This window comes from Oceanicola sp. 22II-s10i (genome assembly GCF_002210105.1).
GTDB lineage: Bacteria > Pseudomonadota > Alphaproteobacteria > Rhodobacterales > Rhodobacteraceae > Pseudooceanicola.
Genome location: NZ_AQQU01000008.1, coordinates 99,644 through 116,629, shown reverse-complemented (window position 1 = coordinate 116,629; position 16,986 = coordinate 99,644). Strand labels below are relative to the sequence as shown.

General features: G+C 67.8%; 15 protein-coding genes. 4 read left to right on the top strand and 11 right to left on the bottom strand.

The window, feature by feature from the left end; all coding sequences use genetic code 11:
- Positions 1-51: 51 nt before the first annotated feature.
- From ATO6_RS18730 to ATO6_RS18700, 7 genes are all read right to left on the bottom strand, one after another.
- Positions 52-1,275, bottom strand: a complete 1,224-nt coding sequence (locus ATO6_RS18730; protein WP_088625560.1) for an aminotransferase class V-fold PLP-dependent enzyme — start codon at positions 1,273-1,275, stop codon at positions 52-54.
- 93 nt (positions 1,276-1,368) lie between these two features.
- Positions 1,369-3,021 (bottom strand): BCCT family transporter, encoded by a 1,653-nt coding sequence (locus ATO6_RS18725; RefSeq protein ID WP_088625559.1) that lies wholly within the window; start codon positions 3,019-3,021, stop codon positions 1,369-1,371.
- Between the two features lie 64 nt (positions 3,022-3,085).
- Positions 3,086-3,502 carry a universal stress protein gene (locus ATO6_RS18720; protein ID WP_088625558.1) on the bottom strand — a complete coding sequence of 139 codons (417 nt, stop codon included), beginning with the start codon at positions 3,500-3,502 and terminating at the stop codon, positions 3,086-3,088.
- 225 nt (positions 3,503-3,727) lie between these two features.
- The gene (gene acuI / locus ATO6_RS18715) at positions 3,728-4,720 is read right to left on the bottom strand and encodes an acryloyl-CoA reductase (RefSeq protein ID WP_088625557.1); all 993 of its coding nucleotides are present in this window, start codon (positions 4,718-4,720) and stop codon (positions 3,728-3,730) included.
- Positions 4,721-4,770: 50 nt separating this feature from the next.
- The gene (locus tag ATO6_RS18710; protein ID WP_088625556.1) at positions 4,771-5,277 is read right to left on the bottom strand and encodes a DinB family protein; all 507 of its coding nucleotides are present in this window, start codon (positions 5,275-5,277) and stop codon (positions 4,771-4,773) included.
- 65 nt (positions 5,278-5,342) lie between these two features.
- Positions 5,343-6,455, bottom strand: a complete 1,113-nt coding sequence (aroB, locus tag ATO6_RS18705) for a 3-dehydroquinate synthase (protein WP_088625555.1) — start codon at positions 6,453-6,455, stop codon at positions 5,343-5,345.
- On the bottom strand, positions 6,452-6,997 hold the full coding sequence (locus tag ATO6_RS18700; RefSeq protein ID WP_088625554.1) for a shikimate kinase: 546 nt from the start codon (positions 6,995-6,997) through the stop codon (positions 6,452-6,454). The genes aroB and ATO6_RS18700 overlap by 4 nt, the downstream gene beginning before the upstream one ends.
- 133 nt (positions 6,998-7,130) lie before the next feature.
- On the opposite strand from ATO6_RS18700, the gene ATO6_RS25145 reads away from it, so the two are divergent.
- From ATO6_RS25145 to ATO6_RS18690, 3 genes are all read left to right on the top strand, one after another.
- Positions 7,131-7,280 carry a hypothetical protein gene (locus ATO6_RS25145; RefSeq protein WP_176440999.1) on the top strand — a complete coding sequence of 50 codons (150 nt, stop codon included), beginning with the start codon at positions 7,131-7,133 and terminating at the stop codon, positions 7,278-7,280.
- 64 nt (positions 7,281-7,344) lie between these two features.
- Positions 7,345-8,862 (top strand): hypothetical protein, encoded by a 1,518-nt coding sequence (locus ATO6_RS18695; protein WP_141102040.1) that lies wholly within the window; start codon positions 7,345-7,347, stop codon positions 8,860-8,862.
- Complete coding sequence (locus ATO6_RS18690; RefSeq protein WP_088625552.1) at positions 8,862-9,797, top strand: site-specific tyrosine recombinase XerD; 936 nt, start codon at positions 8,862-8,864, stop codon at positions 9,795-9,797. The genes ATO6_RS18695 and ATO6_RS18690 overlap by 1 nt, the downstream gene beginning before the upstream one ends.
- A 227-nt stretch (positions 9,798-10,024) precedes the next feature.
- Here ATO6_RS18690 and ATO6_RS18685 read toward each other — a convergent pair whose 3' ends face one another.
- Together ATO6_RS18685 and ATO6_RS18680 are read right to left on the bottom strand one after the other, a co-directional pair.
- Complete coding sequence (locus tag ATO6_RS18685; RefSeq protein WP_254919207.1) at positions 10,025-12,289, bottom strand: ATP-binding protein; 2,265 nt, start codon at positions 12,287-12,289, stop codon at positions 10,025-10,027.
- Between the two features lie 151 nt (positions 12,290-12,440).
- Complete coding sequence (locus ATO6_RS18680) at positions 12,441-13,622, bottom strand: RsmB/NOP family class I SAM-dependent RNA methyltransferase (protein ID WP_088625551.1); 1,182 nt, start codon at positions 13,620-13,622, stop codon at positions 12,441-12,443.
- A gap of 110 nt (positions 13,623-13,732) precedes the next feature.
- Between ATO6_RS18680 and ATO6_RS18675 the strand changes: the two genes are divergently transcribed.
- Positions 13,733-14,644 carry an MBL fold metallo-hydrolase gene (locus ATO6_RS18675; RefSeq protein WP_254919206.1) on the top strand — a complete coding sequence of 304 codons (912 nt, stop codon included), beginning with the start codon at positions 13,733-13,735 and terminating at the stop codon, positions 14,642-14,644.
- Positions 14,645-14,647: 3 nt separating this feature from the next.
- Here ATO6_RS18675 and ATO6_RS18670 read toward each other — a convergent pair whose 3' ends face one another.
- Entirely contained in the window at positions 14,648-15,709 is a 1,062-nt protein-coding gene (locus ATO6_RS18670; protein ID WP_088625550.1) for a YeeE/YedE family protein, read from the bottom strand.
- 53 nt (positions 15,710-15,762) lie between these two features.
- Positions 15,763-16,986, bottom strand: coding sequence for a 5-aminolevulinate synthase (hemA, locus tag ATO6_RS18665; RefSeq protein WP_088625549.1), 1,224 nt, complete (start codon positions 16,984-16,986; stop codon positions 15,763-15,765).

The window sequence follows — 16,986 nt, the reverse complement described above, 5'->3', positions numbered from 1 at the left end:
TCTGTCCTGTCCCGGTCGTTTTCCCCGGAAATGGGGCGATCCGGGCCGGTGTCAAAGCACCGCGTCGAGCGCGTCGATCACCCGCGCGACCTCAGCCTCGGACGTGTAGTGCACGAAGCTCAACCGCAGCACCCCGTGGGCCGGGTCGATCCCCTGCCCCTTGAGCGCGCGGTCGGCGTAGAAGCTGCCGCCGCCCGCCATGATGCCGTGCTCCGCCAGCCGGGTCGCCACTGCCTCGCCCGCGTCCTGCGTCGCCACCGCCAGCGTCGGGGCGCGCCGCGCCGCGTCGCGGGGCCCGAGCAGTCGGACATCGTTGCGCGCGCTCAGCGCCTCGATCAGGGGGGCCATCAGCCGGATCTCGTGGTCGCGCATCAGGTCGTGCACGCCCTGCGCGCGTGCCGCCGCCGTATCGCCGGTGACGCCATGATGCGCCGCCACCGCCTCGATGTAATCCGCCATCCCGGCCGAGGCCGCGATCTGCGCGTGGTCCGGCCCGGCGGGGGTGAACCGTTTGTAGAGCGCATCGCCGTTGAAGTAGTGCCCCTGGTTCGGCAGCAGCTTCGCCAGCGCGCGGCGGATCACCATGATGCCCTGATGCGGCCCGTAGGTCTTGTAGGCCGAGAACAGGTAGATATCCGCGCCCATGTCACCCACGTTCGGCAGCCCGTGCGGCGCGTAGCTGACCCCGTCGACGCAGACGAAAGCCCCGGCGGCATGGGCGATGGCGGCGATCTCGGTCACCGGGTTCACCTCGCCCACCACGTTCGAGCAATGGGGGAAGCAGACCAGCCGCACCTTCTCGTCCAGCAGCGCCTCCAGATCGGCGGGGTCCAGATGGCCGGTCTCGGGGTCCATCATCCACTCGCGCACCTCGAAGCCCTCGTCGGCCAGCCGCCGCCACGGGCCGCTGTTCGCCTCGTGGTCCTGATTGGTGACGATGATCGCGTCGCCGGGGTTCATCCACTGCCGGAACGCCTGCGCCAGCACATAGGTGTTGGCCGTGGTCGAGGGGCCGAAGGACAGCTCCTCCTCCGCCACGCCGAGGATCGCGGACAGGCGCGTGCGGGCCTCGTCCATCTCCTCGCCCCCGAGGCGGGAGGCGGCGTAGGGCGCATAGGGCTGCACCTTGCGCTCGCGGTAGAAGCGGGCGAGGCGGTCGACGACCTGAATGCAGGGATAGGACCCGCCCGCGTTCTCGAAGAACGCCTGCCCGGCGAGCGCCGGTTCGGAGAATGCGGGGAACTGTGAGCGGATGAACTGGGTGTCGAGTGTCATGGCTGCACTCAACCCGGAAACCGTGCACCGCGCAATACGGTCGTCACGGCAAGACCCCGGCCGGCTTTACCCGGCCGGGGCCGTCGCGTCAGGTCAGCCCTGACGCAGCTTGTCGCGCTCGGACTGAAGACCCTTCCAGATCGCCCAGCACATCAGCAGCAGGATGATCGTGAACGGCAGGCCGGTCGAGATCACCATGGACTGCAGCGACTGCAGGCCGCCCGCGGACAGCAGCAGCACAATGGCCACGGCGCCCTCGAACACGCACCAGAACACGCGCTGCGGGACCGGGGCGTCAACCTTGCCGCCCGCCGTGATCGTGTCGATCACCAGCGAACCGGAGTCCGACGAGGTCACGAAGAACACGATCACCAGCACGATGCCGATCAGCGAGGTGATCCCCGCCAGCGGCAGCACGTCGAGCATCTTGAACAGCTTCAGTTCCAGCGAAGCGTCCTGCGCGGCGGTGTAGCCGTCCTGAACCACCTGCTGGATCGCGACGCCGCCGAACACGGACATCCACAGCACGCAGACCAGCGAGGGGATCAGCAGCACGCAGATCACGAACTCACGCACCGACCGGCCACGGCTGACGCGGGCGATGAACATGCCGACGAACGGTGACCAGCTGATCCACCACGCCCAGTAGAACGAGGTCCAGCCCTGGGAGAAGTTGACATCTTCGCGCCCGACCGGGTTCGACAGCGCCGGCAGATACTGCACGTAGGCGATCAGGTAGTCGACGAAGCCCGTCAGGATCGCGACCGTCGGACCGGCGATCAGCACGAAGAGCAGCAGCAGGAACGCGAGGCCCATGTTGATCTCGGACAGGATCTTGACCCCGCCGTCGAGGCCCCGCAGCACCGAGATCAGCGCGACCGCCGTAATGGCCGAGATCAGGATCACCTCGGTCGTCGATCCGACCGCGATGCCGAAGAGCTCGTTCAGGCCCGCATTCGCCTGCGTCGCGCCGAAACCCAGCGAGGTGGCGAGGCCGAAGAGCGTGGCGAACACGGCGAGCGTGTCGATGACATGGCCCCACCAGCCCCAGACGCGATCCCCGAGGATCGGGTAGAAGGCCGAGCGGATCGTCAGCGGCAGACCCTTGTTGTAGGTGAACAGCGCCAGCGCCAGCGCCACCACCGCGTAGATCGCCCAGGGGTGCAGGCCCCAGTGGAAGATCGTCGCGGCCATGCCCAGACGGATCGCCTCCGCCTCGTCGCCGCCCGCGGCCCCCAGCGGGGCCCAGTCCGTGCGCACGCCGCCTTCCGAGGCGGTGCCGCCAACGGCGGACGAGAAGTGGCTCAGCGGTTCGGACACGCCGTAGAACATCAGGCCGATGCCCATGCCGGCGGCGAAGAGCATCGCGAACCAACCGACGTAGGTGTAGTCCGGCGTCGCATCGGCGCCGCCCAGCCTGACCGAGCCCACCGGGGTCACGATCAGCAGCAGGCAGAAGATGACGAAGATGTTCGCCGCCCCGAGGAAGAACCAGTCGAAGCCCTTGGTCACGGCCGAGAACAGCCACGAGAACACGGCCCCCGCCTGTTCGGGCAGCGCGAGCGTGTAGAACACGAAGATCACGATCGCGAGGCCCGAGATCAGGAAGACCGGGTTGTGAATGTCGAAACCGAACGGGCCTACCTGCCCGTCGATGTTATCCTGACCGATCTCGTAATCGGTCTGGATGATATCCGCGTGGCCTTCCGGCTCCGGGATACCCTGGTTGTTGGTTGTGTCGGCCATATGGCCCCCCTGTTCCTTTGTTGTTCCTTGTTGTCATTGCCGGGCGCGCGTGCCCGGGTCGTTTTCAGTCCCGCACCACCAGCACCGAGACCTTGGCATGTCCCGCCACGGACCCGCCGTTGGACGGCCAGATGTAATCGGTGATGTTGGGCACGTGGCTGGCCATGACGACGAGGTCCGCCCCCGTCTCGTCCACCGCCTTCAGCAGCGTCGGGTCGAGGTCGGTCGCCGGGTCATGGCTGGTCACCGCATGGGCCCGCGTGGTCACACCGTGCTTCTCGCCCTGCGCAGCGGCGAAGGCGTCGAGCTTTTTCGCGAACTCTTCGGGCGTATGCGCCACAGAGGACGGGGTCGCGGCAGAAACACCGACGTAGGTCACCGTCGCACCGGATGATTTCGCCAGTTCACCGGCGCAGGACAGCGCCTTGGACAGGCGATCCTCGTGTGCCAGGTCAACTGGCACCATGATGTTGGAAAACACTGTTCCCTCCGCAGTTTGCGCGGTTCACAGGACCGGTTTGTCCACGGCCTTCTGGTGATCTTTGGCAGGTCCGTCGCGGCCCCGCCCGCGCGTTTCATTATCGCCGCGCGCCCTTCCGGACCGGCACACGGAATAGGGGAAACCTAACGCGAAAGGCGCCCCGGTAACAACCGGCAGCGCCCAATTCTTCATCGAAAGCGACGCGTGGCGTCGGTTTTGGTCAGGTCAGGCGTTCACGTCGACCACGACGCGGCCCTTGATCTGCCCCTTGAGGATGTCCGCACCAAGGCCCGGCAGATCGGCCAGTGTCGCGGGCTGGACCATCGCCTCGAGCTTGTCCATCGGCAGGTCCTTGGCGACCCTCTGCCACGCGCGCAGACGGTTGTCGTAGGGCTGCATGACGCTGTCGATGCCCAGCAGGTTCACGCCCCGCAGCAGGAACGGCACGACCGTCGCGGGCAGGCCCGCGCCCCCGGCCAGACCGACGGCGGCGACCGACGCGCCGTATTTCATCTGACCCAGAACCCGCGCCAGCATGTCGCCCCCCACGGCATCGACGCATCCGGCCCATGTCTCGGTTTCCAGCGGACGCTTGACTGTCTCGTTGATCTCCTCGCGCGGCACGATCTGCGTCGCGCCGAGGCTCTTGAGGTAATCCGCCGTCTCGGGCCGCCCCGTCACGCCCGCCACCTCGTGCCCGAGCGCGGCGAGGATCGCCGTCGCCACGGACCCGACACCGCCGGCAGCACCCGTGACCAGAACCGGGCCGTTGCCCGGCTTCAGCCCGTGATCCTCGAGCGCCATGACGGCGAGCATCGCGGTGAACCCGGCGGTTCCGACTGCCATCGCCTGCTTGGTCGACAGCCCCTCGGGCAGCGGCACCAGCCAGTCTGCCTTGACCCGCGCCTTCTGCGCATAGCCGCCCCAGTGCACCTCGCCCACGCGCCAGCCGGTCAGCACGACCTTGTCGCCGGGCTTGTAACGGCTGTCGTCCGACGCCTCGACGGTCCCGGCAAAGTCGATGCCGCCGACATGGGGATACTTGCGCACCAGCCCGCCGCCCTTGGCCGACAGGCACAGCCCGTCCTTGTAGTTGACCGTGGAATATTCGACCGCGACCGTCACGTCGCCCTCGGGCAGCGCGTCCTCGCCGATCTCCTTGATCTGGGCGCTGGCGCGGCCTTCGGCATCCTGCTCGAGGATCAGGGCTTTGAACATTGGAAAACTCCTCTTTTTCCGCGCCTTGCAGCGCCTTCTTCAGATCTCGTCTACGACGGATCGGGCATCAGGAAAAGGTCGGTGTCGCCGGGATCGACACCTGCGGCGGTCAGCATCGCGTGGATCTGGCCGCGGTGATGGGTCTGGTGGTTGAACATATGCGCGACGCACAGGCCCACGGGTTTCGACATCTCGCGCCCGGCGGCGGGCGAGTACCAGGTCAGGTTGCCGGTCAGGTCCACCGAGCTCTGTCGTTCCGCCCAGATTTCGATCTGGCCGTCCATGCGGTAGCGCTCGGAATACCAGACGGCATGCGTCGGGGTCAGCGTCGCGCCGTCGCGGGGACGCCCGCCGGGGGCCTCACCCACGCCGAACCGCGCCATCCACGTCCGGTCGCCCCAAAGAAGGTGGTTCGCCGTCGCAAGGATCGAGCCGAAGAACGCGCCCCTGTCCTGCGTCAGCGCGGCCTCGTCCAGCTTGTCCATCGCCCGCGCGATCTGGCGGTTCTGCCAGGTGTTGTAACGGGCCATCGTGACGCAATAAGCGGGCGTGATCATCCGGCGCCTCCCTCTCTCGCCGCGATATTCACCGGGCCGGTGCCGCAAAGGCAAGCCCGGATGGCCTATCGCGCCGCGAGCGCCTCGGTCAGCAGCGTCCGCACCGCATCGCGCGGCACATCCGAGGTGACGAAGGCCTGTCCGATTCCGCGCGTCAGGATGAAGCGCAGCTGCCCGTCCACCACCTTCTTGTCCTGCCCCATGAGGTCGAGCAGCGCATCGGCATCCGGCAGTTCGCCCGGAATATCGCGCAGCGTCGCCTTGGTCCCCATCCGCGCGAGGTGCGCGGCCAGCCGCGACGGATCCTCCTGCGGACACAGCCCCAGACGCGCCGACAGGTCGAGCGCCAACTGGCAACCGATCGCCACACCTTCGCCGTGCAGCAACCGGTCCGAATACCCGGTCGCGGCCTCCAGCGCATGACAGAAGGTATGCCCGAGGTTCAGCAGCGCGCGATCCCCCTGCTCGGTCTCGTCACGCGCGACGATCTCGGCCTTCATCTCGCAGGACCGTTTCACGGCGTGCACCCGGGCCGCCATGTCGCCCGCCGCCATCGCGGGGGCATTGTCCTCCAGCCAGCGGTAGAACTGCGCGTCGCCCAGCAGGCCGTATTTCACCACCTCGCCGTAGCCCGCCAGAAAATCCCGCGCGGGCAGCGTGCCAAGGAGCGCGGTATCGCACAGGACCAGCGAGGGCTGGTGGAACGCGCCGACGAGGTTCTTGCCGTGCCGCGTGTTGATCCCGGTCTTGCCGCCGACCGAACTGTCGACCTGCGCCAGCAGCGTCGTGGGGATCTGCACGAAGCCCACGCCCCGCCGCAGCACGGCCGCCGCAAAACCCGCAAGGTCGCCGATCACGCCGCCGCCGAAGGCCACGACCATGTCCCGCCGCTCGACCTTCTCGTCCAGCAGCCATTCGACCGCCCGGGTGAACTGCGGCCAGCCCTTGGTCGCCTCGCCCGCGGGCAGCGCCAGCGCGGACATCTCGATCCCGGCCCCCGCCAGTCCCTCGCGCAGCGCCTCAAGGTGCAGGCCCGCCACCGTTTCGTCGGTCAGCACCGCCACGCGTTTGCGCTTGAGATATGGCGCGATCTCTGCCCCGGCGCGGGACAGCAGGTCCGGCCCGACGCGGATGTCGTAACTCCGCTCGGACAGGTCGACACGGACGGTTTCGGTCATGTGGTCTCCAGCACGTCGGGTCGGGTCAGCAGCGCCGCGACCACCTGCCCCGCCATGTCCTGCAGGGAATAGGCCGGGCTTGCCTTCACGCTCAGTTCCGCCAGCGCATAGACGGGCACCCGTTTTTCGTAAAGGGCGGCCAGCGTGGCGCGGGGGTTGTCGGTCTTCAGCAGGGGCCGGCTGTCGCGGCCCCTGACACGTTTCCACAACAAGTCCAGATCGGCATCCAGCCAGACCGCGACACCCGCGTCGTGGATCGCCCTGCGGTTGGCCTCCTGCATGTAGGCGCCGCCGCCGGTCGAAAGGATTCCCGGCGTCTCCGTCAGCAGCCGTTCGATCACCTGCGCCTCTTTCCGGCGGAAGAACGGCTCACCGTCGCGGGCGAATATTTCGGGAATGCTCATCGCCGCCGCCTCTTCGATCTCGGCATCCGAATCGAGGAACGGCACGCCCAGTTCAGCCGCAAGTACCCGCCCGACCGCGGTTTTCCCGGCCCCCATCATGCCGACGAGAACCACTGTTTTCTTCAACCTGTAGGGCATTTTCCGGTCCGGCTCGGCTGGCTCTCGCGCATTTGTTTACGGTTCGCCCTGAATGACGTGATCTTGCCGGAAATGCCAGTTATAAGACGCCAAAACGCGATCTCATCCGGAACGGGACATCAGGCAGGCAGGCATGTTCTTCGTTATTCGCTGGCTATTTTTCCTCGCGGTCCTGCTGGGTGTCGCCCTTGTGGCCTATGCCTACCTCGGGCCATGGTTCGGCGTGGACTTTACCCCGCCGCAGACCGAGATACGGACCCCCGTGATTCTGGATGTCAATTAACCGACACCTCCTCCCGCTGCTTCTGCCCCTGATGCTGGGCGGTCCTCTGGCCGCGCAGCAACCGATGTCGGCCATCGAATGGCTGGATCACAACGACACGGTCGCCGCGCTGCGACCGGATGGCGGAGCCTCGCGTGGCGGTCCTGCGGCGCCGGGCCGGGCGGCGCTGCCGCTTGACGAACCGCCGGTCTCGGCCGGGGCGGGCGTGCCGGATGTGTCGGTCACCCCGCTGGACGGCCGGATCGACGGCCCGGTCGGGCTGATCCCCACCTCGGTCACGGGTCTGCCCGTGTCGCTGTGGCGCGGGTCGGACCCCGCCCGGCTGGACCGCGCGCTGGAGCGGGTGCGCGTGGAACGGCTGCCTGCGATGCAGGCGCTGCTCTATGCCCTGCTGCTGACGGAAAGCCTGCCCCCCGACACCGCGCGGGACCAGCCCGACCTGCTGCTGGCGCGACTGGACCGGCTGGTGGACCTCGGTTCGGTCGAACCGGCCAAGGCGCTGGCCGAACATGTCGGACCGGAACGCCATCCGGGCCTCTTCCGGCGCTATTTCGACATGGCCCTGCTGACCGGCACCGAGACCGAGGCCTGCGCCCGCATCGCCGCCCGCCCCGACCTGTCGCCGGGCACCGCCGCGCAGGTCTACTGCATGGCCCGGCTCGGCGACTGGAATGCCGCGATGCTGACCTTTTCGACCATGCGGGCGCTCGGCGAATTCGACAGCCGCACCGAGGTGCTGCTGGAACTGTTCCTCGAACCCGAGCTGATCGAGATACGGCCCGCCCTTGCGCCGCCGTCCGAGGTCACGCCGATGATCTTCCGCCTGCAGGAGGCGCTCGGCCAGCCGCTGGCGACCGCAACCCTGCCCCGCGCCTATTCCATCGCCGACCTCCGCGACGTGTCCGGCTGGAAGGCCGAGCTGGAAGCGGTGGAACGGCTGGCGCGGACCGGCGCGCTCAGCGGCAACCGTTTGCTGGGTGTCTACACCGCCCGCCGGCCCGCCGCTTCGGGCGGGGTGTGGGACCGGGTGGCGGCGGTTCAGGCTTTCGATGCCGCCATGCAGGCGCGTGACACGGACGAAATCGGCGATCGCGTGACGGCCGCCTGGGCCGCGATGCGCAGCGTCGAGCTGGAGGTGCTGTTCGCCGGGCTCTACGGCGCGGACCTGGCGGATGTTCAGTTGACCGGATCGGCCGCGCGCCGGACCGCCTTCCGCATGGCGATGCTGTCGCCGGGCTACGAGGCCGCCGCCGCAACGCTGACACCCGCGACGCGCGAAGAGACTTTCCTGATCGGCCTCGCCAAGGGCACGCCGCGCGTCGAAGATGCACCCTCTGCCCTCGCTCGCGCGGTGGCGCAGGCGTTCGCCGATCCCGCGCAGGCCATACCGGAAACGCGCCAGATGATCGCCGCGAACCGGCTGGGCGAACTGCTGCTGCAGGCCATCGCGCTCTATGCCAGCGGGGTCCAGGGGGAACACAAGGATGCCGTGCGCGCACTGGCGACGTTCCGCGCCGTGGGGCTGGAGGACACCGCCCGGCAGGCGGCGCTGCAGCTGCTGATCCTCGACCGGAACCGATGATGCATCAGGACGCGCGCTGGATATCGGCCTTTCTCGACGCGCAGGCAGCAGAACTGGGCGCCGCGCGCAACACGCTGCTGGCCTATGGCCGGGACCTGAAGGATGTGGCGGCATGGCTGGAACGGCGCGGCAGCAGTTTCGCCGCCGCCGGTCGGGCCGAGATGGAGGCCTACCTCGTCTTCTGCGACGCGCAGGGCCTGAGCCGCGCCACCCGCGCGCGCCGTTTGTCCGCCCTCAAGCAGCTCTACCGGTTCGCCTTTGACGAGGGCTGGCGCGAGGACAACCCCGCCATCCAGATCCGCGGCCCCGGCCGGGACAAGAAGCTGCCCAGGACCCTGACGATCGAGGAGGTCGACCGCCTGATCCTCGCCGCCCACGATCACGGGCGGAGCCCCGCGGACCGGCTGCGCAACACCTGTCTCGTGGAGCTGCTCTATGCCACCGGGATGCGGGTGACCGAACTGGTCTCGCTCCCTGTGTCCTCGGCTCGGGGCGATCCGCGCATGCTGCTGATCCGCGGCAAGGGCGACAAGGAACGCATGGTGCCCCTCTCGGCCCCGGCGCGCGCCGCGCTGGCGGAATGGCTGGCGATGCGGGACGCCGAGGATGCGGCCGCGCGCGAGAAGGGCCATCCCCCCTCGCGGCACCTGTTTCCCTCGCGCGGCAAGCAGGGCTACCTGACGCGAAACCGGTTCTACCTTCTGATCAAGGAAATCGCTGTCGCCGCCGGGGTGTCCCCGGACAAGGTGACCCCGCACACCCTGCGCCACGCCTTCGCCACGCACCTCCTTGCCGGGGGGGCGGACCTGCGCGCCATCCAGACATTGCTGGGCCATGCTGACCTGGCCACGACCGAGATCTACACCCACGTCCTTGACGAGCGCCTGAAGGATCTCGTCGAGGATCATCACCCCCTCATGCGTCGCCGCCGCTGAGAGGTTCGATCCACGTGGCGTGCCCCCTTTGAAGGCGGCCCCGCAAACGAATTCACCGATTGCCGCGGGAGCGGATCACAAGGATCGGCGGCCCGGCCCGACCGGCATCTCCGGACAGCCAGGATCCCGACTGTGATCGCGTCACTCGGAGGTATGCCAAGACCTGATCACGCGGCCCGTCCAGCGTGTCGCATGACCTGCCCGCAGCGGTCGAACCGCCTGCACCGTCAGTGCAGCTGGCGTTGCACGGTCTCGGTCAATTGCGTCAGCGAGAACGGTTTTGGCAGGAAGACGGAATTCGGTATATGCGCCTGCGCGTCGCCGAAGCTCTCCTCGGCATAGCCCGACACGAAGACCACGCGCACCTCGGGCCGGGACTCCAGCGCCTTGCGCACCCAGCTGGGGCCATCCAGCCCCGGCATCACCACGTCGGTCACGAAGATATCCACCTTGAGATCCCGGTCGTTCAGGGTTTCGAGCGCGGACTCGGCGCTGTCCGCCTCCAGCACCGTATAGCCGCGCAACCGCAGAGCCTGGCTGGCAAACGCGCGGACAGGGGCCTCGTCCTCGACCAGCAGAACGACGCCTTCGGCAAACCGCCCCGGCCGCCGGGCGCCGGGTCCCTCGGCCTTCTGGGAACATCCCGTCGGTCGCGACCGCGCCTCGTAGACCGGAAAAAGCAGGGTAAAGCACGTGCCTTGGTCGGCTTCGCTGTCGGCGAAGATGAACCCGCCGGACTGCTTCACGATGCCGTAGGCCGTGGACAACCCGAGGCCGGTGCCTTCGCCGACCCGCTTGGTGGTAAAGAAAGGCTCGAAGACCTTGGCCAGCTTGTCAGGCGTAATACCGCGACCGGTGTCGATTACCTTGACCGACACGTATTCGCCGGCCGCCACCTCGGCCCGGTCACGCTTCATCGGTTCGGACAGTCGCAAGCTTTCGGTCACGATACGTATGTCGCCACCGTCCGGCATGGCGTCGCGCGCATTGACGACGAGGTTCATGATCACCTGTTCAAGCTGCCGCTTGTCACCGCGTATGGTGCGGAGCAACGGATCGTGACTGAGCGTCAGACGCACCTTTTCGCCGACCAGCCGGTTGAGAAGATGGGTAAGATCGCTCAGCGTATCGCGCAGGTCGAGCACCTGGGGCCGCAGTGTCTGCTTGCGCGAAAAGGCCAGCAACTGCCCCACCAGCGACGCGGCCCGGTTCGCATTCTGGTTGATCTGGATGAGATCCGAGTAGTCCGGATCACCGGGATCGTGACGCAACAGCAGCAGATCGCAATGGCCGGAGATGGCCGTGAGAAGATTGTTGAAGTCATGCGCGACACCTCCGGCAAGCTGGCCGATGGCCTGCATCTTCTGGCTCTGGACGAACTGAGCCTCGAGTGTCTTGAGCTCGGTCGCGTCGCTGAGCGTCGCGATGACGCCCCTGCTCCCGCCCCGGTCAATCGGCTTCAGCGTCACTTGGACGAACGTTTCGGACTCGTCGGCCGACAGGCGCAGAAACTCGGAGTGAATCGGACCGCGGCCGGAAATCGCCTCCGCCAGCCAATCGGTCAGCGAACGGCCCAGCCCCTCCAGCAACGCCGAGAGTGGTGCACCCTCGTGACAGTCCGGGCCCAGCATGTCGCGGGCCGGGATGTTCGCCAGCTCGACCGTTCCCGCGGCGTCCAGCAGCAGGATCGGCACGGGCAGCGAGGACAACAGATCCTCCAGCCCGCCAAGGCGTTCCACCTGACCGCCGGTCTCGGGCAGCAGTACCAGTTCACGCCGGCCGCCCGTTTCGCCAATCTGCAGGACACGGACGGCGATCCGACCCGTGGCGGTGACCAGGTCATGCGTTTCCCCGGATCGCAGCGGCAGCGTTTCGAAGAGAGCCTGAAGCGATCTGGGCCGGGCACCGACCAGCCGCCGCGCCGCCGGATTCATCGACAGGATGGAATTGGACCGGCCCACCGTTATCAGCGCGAGATCGAACCCGTTCGCACCCTGAACAGGCACCGAGAACTCCTCGAACCGCCAGAGCAGACGATTTCGTGGCAGCCGATGGACGGAAAGGCGCGCGTGGCCTTGTTGCGTAACCACGTCCTCGGACGCGCTGCCCTGGCCGGAGGCACGTGTCCGGAGGCGTCGCATAACACTGGCAGGGCTTGCGAAAATGCCGTCGAACAGCGCGGTCAGCCCGGCGCCGACCCTGGGAAATGTGCGGGCCGCGGCACGGTTCGAATGCAGGATTTCGCCATCTGCAGCGGTGATGAAGGACGGCGCCGCTTCATCCGCGACGAAATCCGCAACCGCGTCAGTCGCTGCCGCCTCGCGCAGGCGATGCAGATGCAACAGCGTGCCGAGGACGGCAAAGACGATCATCACCGTCGCGCCACCCGCCCCGAAGAGACGAGACGCGCCCGGATCCTTCAGCACGACCGCTGCGGCGATCAGTGACAGGGCAATGACCGGCAGCAGGACAAGCCGCGGCGCAAGCGACACCGACAATCGCGTGAGAGCCCCTGCAGTACCAGCACCTCGGGCCAAGACATCCTCCCTTCCAGGGCATCGCAGAAGGGGCGACACGCTCTGGCCACCATCTGGCGGCAGAAGGGTTAAGATTGCCCTAACGTCTGCCTGCGACGGACAAATTTCACGCCCCGGCTCCGCCTGGAGGGATCAGGTGCGCCGCAAAGAAGCCGTCCCCGCCCTCATCCAGCCCGTAGCGGCGCGCCATGCGGCAGACCCAGCCGGGATGACGCCCGAGAAATGCGTTCACCCGATCTTCATCTTCTTCCTTCAGAACCGAACAGGTCGCATAGGCCAGCATCCCGCCGGGCACCACCAGCGCCGCCGCCTCGTCAAGGATGCTGTCCTGAATGGACATCAGCTCTGTCAGCCGCTCAGGGGTCAGGGCCCATTTGCCTTCCGGGTCGCGCCGCCATGACCCGCTGCCAGAGCACGGCGCGTCGCACAGGACGAGGTCGTAAGGTGCCGCGCGATCGACCTGCGCCCTGTCCACGAGGGCAACACGCACTCCCGCGCGGCGGGCGCGCGCTGGCAGGTCCGCCATACGGCGCGGATCGATGTCGTGGCATGCGATGTCGCCCCGCATCAGCGCGGCGATGGCCAGCGCCTTGCCCCCGCCGCCGGCGCAATAGTCGAGCACCCTCAGTCCATCGGACAGGGGCAGGTCTTCGGCGATCCGCTGGCTGGCGAGGTCCTGCAATTCTACCCGCCCTTCGGTGTAGGCCGCTGTCTGCGCGATGCGCCGCGCGCCCTCACTCACCTTCAGCGCGGTACGGGACACGGGGCTGGGAACAGAAGTGACGCCTGATGCGGCGAGTTCGACAACGGCCTGGTCGCGCTCGATTTTCGCCAGGTTCACCCGGAGATAGACAGGCGCCCGCAGCCTCAGCGTCTCTGCCGCCGTTTGCCAGTCGTCACCAAGGGCGTCCCGGAACCGTTCGGCCAACCAATCTGGCAAATCCAGCGCCTCGGCGCCGGGTTCAGGGTCGCGCCATCGCTCGGCTTCGGCGGCATCAGGCGGCTGGAGCGCGTGTCCCATGCCGGTGAGAAATTTGGCCGGGTCCTGGCCCGCTTCGCGCAGCAACCCGATCATGAGCCCGCGCCCCGTCAGTCCGCCGCCGCGGGCCGCCGCGCTGCGCCGCCGGCGCAGGGCGTCGTAAACATGATCTCGGACCGCATTGCGGTCGCCTGACCCGGCAAACCGGCTGGCACGGCCCCAGGCCAGCAGGGCCTGCGTGGCGGAGGTGCCATCGAGGATCCGGTCGAGCACCTCGGCGGCGGCGGCGATTCTGGCTTCTGGCGTCATGGGCTCTTCCTGCCCGCATCCGCCGTCCGGAACAACTGCGACCAACCGAAGCTGTTGCCGCGTGCCCGGCTCCATTCTATTAACATATGCGAATATGAGGAGGACTCCACATGCCGACCCGCCGCACCATGCTGCGCTCCGCCGCCGCTTTCGGGGCCACGCTCGCCCTTCCCCGCTTCGCTCTCTCCGAGATCGCCATGGGCGGTGCCACCCTGACCATCGTCAGCGACGGCAACCTCGTGCTGCCCGGCAGCATGATCGGCGCCGGTCTGCCCGAGGAGGAACTCGCGGGGATTCTGGCCGAATACGGCCTGTCGCGCGACCGGATGGAGCCGCCCTGCAACGTCACGCTGCTGCGCGACGGGACGAACACCGTCCTGTTCGACGTGGGCGCGGGCAGTCATTTCATGCCGAGCGCGGGCAAGCTGCTGACCTCGCTCGACGCGGCCGGGGTCGCACCCGAAGAGATCACCCATGTCGTATTCACCCATGCGCATCCCGATCACCTCTGGGGCCTGCTGGACGATTTCGACGATCCGATGTTCCCGGATGCCGCCCACTACATGGGAAGGACCGAATGGGATTATTGGTGGAACCCCGAGACGGTCGAGACGATCGGCGCGGAACGGGCCTCGTTCGCCGCGGGGGCGAAGCGGCGGATGGAGGCGATGGAGGACCGGTTCGAGTTCTTCGATGACGGTGAAGAGGTCCTGCCGGGCGTCGCGGCCGTCGCCACGCATGGCCACACGCCGGGCCATATGTCCTTCGAGATCAACAGGGGCGGCGATCCGGTGATGATCGTCGGCGATGCCATCGGCAACCACCACATCGCCTTCCGCCGTCCGGGATGGCTGGCGGGCTCCGATCAGGACGCCGAGACCGGTGCGGCCACCCGCGCGGCGCTGATCGACCGGGTGGCGCAGGACCGAACTATGCTGATCGGGTTCCACTTTGGCGAAGGCGGGATCGGCCGGGCGGAGCGCGGCGGCGACGGTTTCCGTTTCGTGCCTGACGCGGGCTGAGGATCAGGCGCTGACGCTCTGCCCCATGCGGAGCGTCAGGACACGTTGCGTCACCATCGCGCCGACCCACATGCAGAACACCGCCGTCCAGGCCGTCACCGACATCGCCGCGCCGCCTGACACACCCGCGCCGACCGCGCAGCCGCCCGCCAGCATCGCGCCGAACCCCATCAGGGCCGCACCGACCAGGTAGCGCTCCATCGGCGTGTCGGCCCCAAACCGTTCCAGCCGCCATTCCCGCGTCAGCAGGGCCGCCAACCCTGCCCCGACGGCCACGCCCGGCACGAGGCCGATACCGAAGCTCAGCGTCACGCGCGGCTGCGTTACCAGCACCATCAAGGTGTCGGTCGAGGGCCCGGTGAATGTGACGGAGGAGATCGGCACCACCTCGAACGAGACCTGCGAGATCGCGAAGGTCGCCCACCATCCGAGCGCCACGGCCAGCCCGACCAGCGCCCCGGTCGCCATGTGCCATACCGGAACGCGGTTGCGCATGGCATAGACGACAGCCCCGCCTAGGCAGAACAGCGCGATCGCCCCGACCGCAAGCGGCGAGAGGCCCAGCATGGCGGCAAGGCTCCGTTCGCCGCCGCCGGGGATGGTCCAGAGCGCCGAGATCGCCTCGCGCGCGGGGCTGAGGACGCCCTTGTAGGCCGACTGCGCGACCAGCGTCACGACAAGGCCCGAGACCAGCGCGCGGAGATTGCCGGACGAGGCCAGCACCAGCAGGCGCGAGGCGCAGCCGCGGGCGAGGATCATGCCGGTGCCGAACATCAGCCCGCCGATCACCGCCCCGCTCATCGAGCCGGTGGCAGCCAGAACCCGCGCGCCGGAGAGGTCGAGAATACCGAAATGGATAGCCAGCTGGACGCTGGACACCGCAGTGAAGAAGGCGAGCAGCCAGACGGCGAGGCGCGGGCCGGGATGGCCCTCGGCCACCTCGACCGTCGAGGCGCGCAGGCAGAAGCGCGACTGCTGGGCCGCCGCGCCGAACAGCAGGCCGACAAGCGCGCCGGCGAGGCCGAGCGCGCCGGGATCGCCAAGGGTTTCGATGAGCCATTCCATATGCTTGGCCTAAACTCTTTACGCGATCCGCACCTTGCTCTGGATCAACCCCGCTACTGCGCCGCCATCGGACGGCGGGCCAGTTCGCACTGCCGCCACAGGTCCGAAAGCGCGCCGATCAGACGGTTCACATCCTCGGGCGAATGGACTGGCGACGGGGTGATCCGCAGCCGTTCCGTTCCCTTGGGCACGGTCGGATAGTTGATCGGCTGGATGTAGATGCCGTAGTCGCGCAGCAGCATGTCCGAGATGAACTTGCACTTCACCGGATCGCCGACCATCACCGGGATGATGTGGCTGGGGTTCGGCAAATGCGGGATCCCGATGGCATCGAGCCGCGCCCGAACCTCGGCCACCACCTGCTGCTGACGCTCACGCTCGGCGCTGCTGGTTTTTAGGTGCCGGATCGAGGCGGCCGCTCCGGCGGCCACGGCCGGCGGCAGAGCGGTGGTGAAGATGAAACCGCTGGCGAAGGAGCGCACGAAATCGCAGAGTTCGCGGCTGGCGGCGATATAGCCGCCGACCACGCCGAACGCCTTGCCGAGCGTGCCCTCGATCACAGTCAGCCGGTCCATCAGCCCCTCGCGCTCGGCGACGCCGCCGCCGCGCGGGCCGTAGAGACCAACCGCATGCACCTCGTCCAGATAGGTCATCGCGCCGTAGCGCTCCGCCAGATCGCAGATCTCGCGGATCGGGGCGATGTCGCCGTCCATCGAGTAAACCGATTCAAAGGCGATCATCTTGGGCGCGTCCACGGGAAGCGCTTGAAGTTTCGCCTCCAGGTCACTGAGATCGTTGTGTTTCCAGACCACGCATTTCGCCCGCGAATGGCGGATGCCCTCGATCATCGAGGCATGGTTCAGCGCGTCCGACAGCACCACCATGCCGGGCACCTTCGACGCCAGTGTCCCGAGCGCGGCCCAGTTCGACACGTAGCCCGAGGTGAAGAGCAGCGCGTCTTCTTTCCCGTGCAGGCCCGCGAGTTCACGTTCCAGCAGCACATGCGCATGGGTGGTGCCCGAGATGTTCCGCGTCCCGCCAGCGCCCGCGCCGTAGCTGTCGAGCGCGCCGTGCATCGCCTCGATCACCACCGGGTGCTGGCCCATGCCGAGATAGTCGTTCGAGCACCAGATGGTGACGTCACGCTCACCGCCGTCGCCGCGCCATGTCGCAGCGGGATACTGGCCCCGGTGCCGTTCCAGATCCGCGAAGACCCGGTAATTGCCCTCGTCCTTCAGCCGCGTCAGCTCGGATGCGAAGTATGCGTTGTAATCCAT

Bases quoted from the DNA above. Each gene is read 5' to 3' on its own strand.
- aroB (WP_088625555.1), bottom strand. From the start codon at position 6,455: ATGACCGAAACCGTCCGTGTCGACCTGTCCGAGCGGAGTTACGACATC.
- ATO6_RS18690 (WP_088625552.1), top strand. From the start codon at position 8,862: ATGCATCAGGACGCGCGCTGGATATCGGCCTTTCTCGACGCGCAGGCA.
- ATO6_RS18730 (WP_088625560.1), bottom strand. From the start codon at position 1,275: ATGACACTCGACACCCAGTTCATCCGCTCACAGTTCCCCGCATTCTCC.
- acuI (WP_088625557.1), bottom strand. From the start codon at position 4,720: ATGTTCAAAGCCCTGATCCTCGAGCAGGATGCCGAAGGCCGCGCCAGC.
- ATO6_RS18710 (WP_088625556.1), bottom strand. From the start codon at position 5,277: ATGATCACGCCCGCTTATTGCGTCACGATGGCCCGTTACAACACCTGG.
- ATO6_RS18695 (WP_141102040.1), top strand. From the start codon at position 7,345: ATGTCGGCCATCGAATGGCTGGATCACAACGACACGGTCGCCGCGCTG.
- ATO6_RS18700 (WP_088625554.1), bottom strand. From the start codon at position 6,997: ATGCCCTACAGGTTGAAGAAAACAGTGGTTCTCGTCGGCATGATGGGG.
- hemA (WP_088625549.1), bottom strand. From the start codon at position 16,986: ATGGATTACAACGCATACTTCGCATCCGAGCTGACGCGGCTGAAGGAC.
- ATO6_RS18725 (WP_088625559.1), bottom strand. From the start codon at position 3,021: ATGGCCGACACAACCAACAACCAGGGTATCCCGGAGCCGGAAGGCCAC.
- ATO6_RS25145 (WP_176440999.1), top strand. From the start codon at position 7,131: ATGTTCTTCGTTATTCGCTGGCTATTTTTCCTCGCGGTCCTGCTGGGT.
- ATO6_RS18670 (WP_088625550.1), bottom strand. From the start codon at position 15,709: ATGGAATGGCTCATCGAAACCCTTGGCGATCCCGGCGCGCTCGGCCTC.
- ATO6_RS18675 (WP_254919206.1), top strand. From the start codon at position 13,733: ATGCCGACCCGCCGCACCATGCTGCGCTCCGCCGCCGCTTTCGGGGCC.
- ATO6_RS18680 (WP_088625551.1), bottom strand. From the start codon at position 13,622: ATGACGCCAGAAGCCAGAATCGCCGCCGCCGCCGAGGTGCTCGACCGG.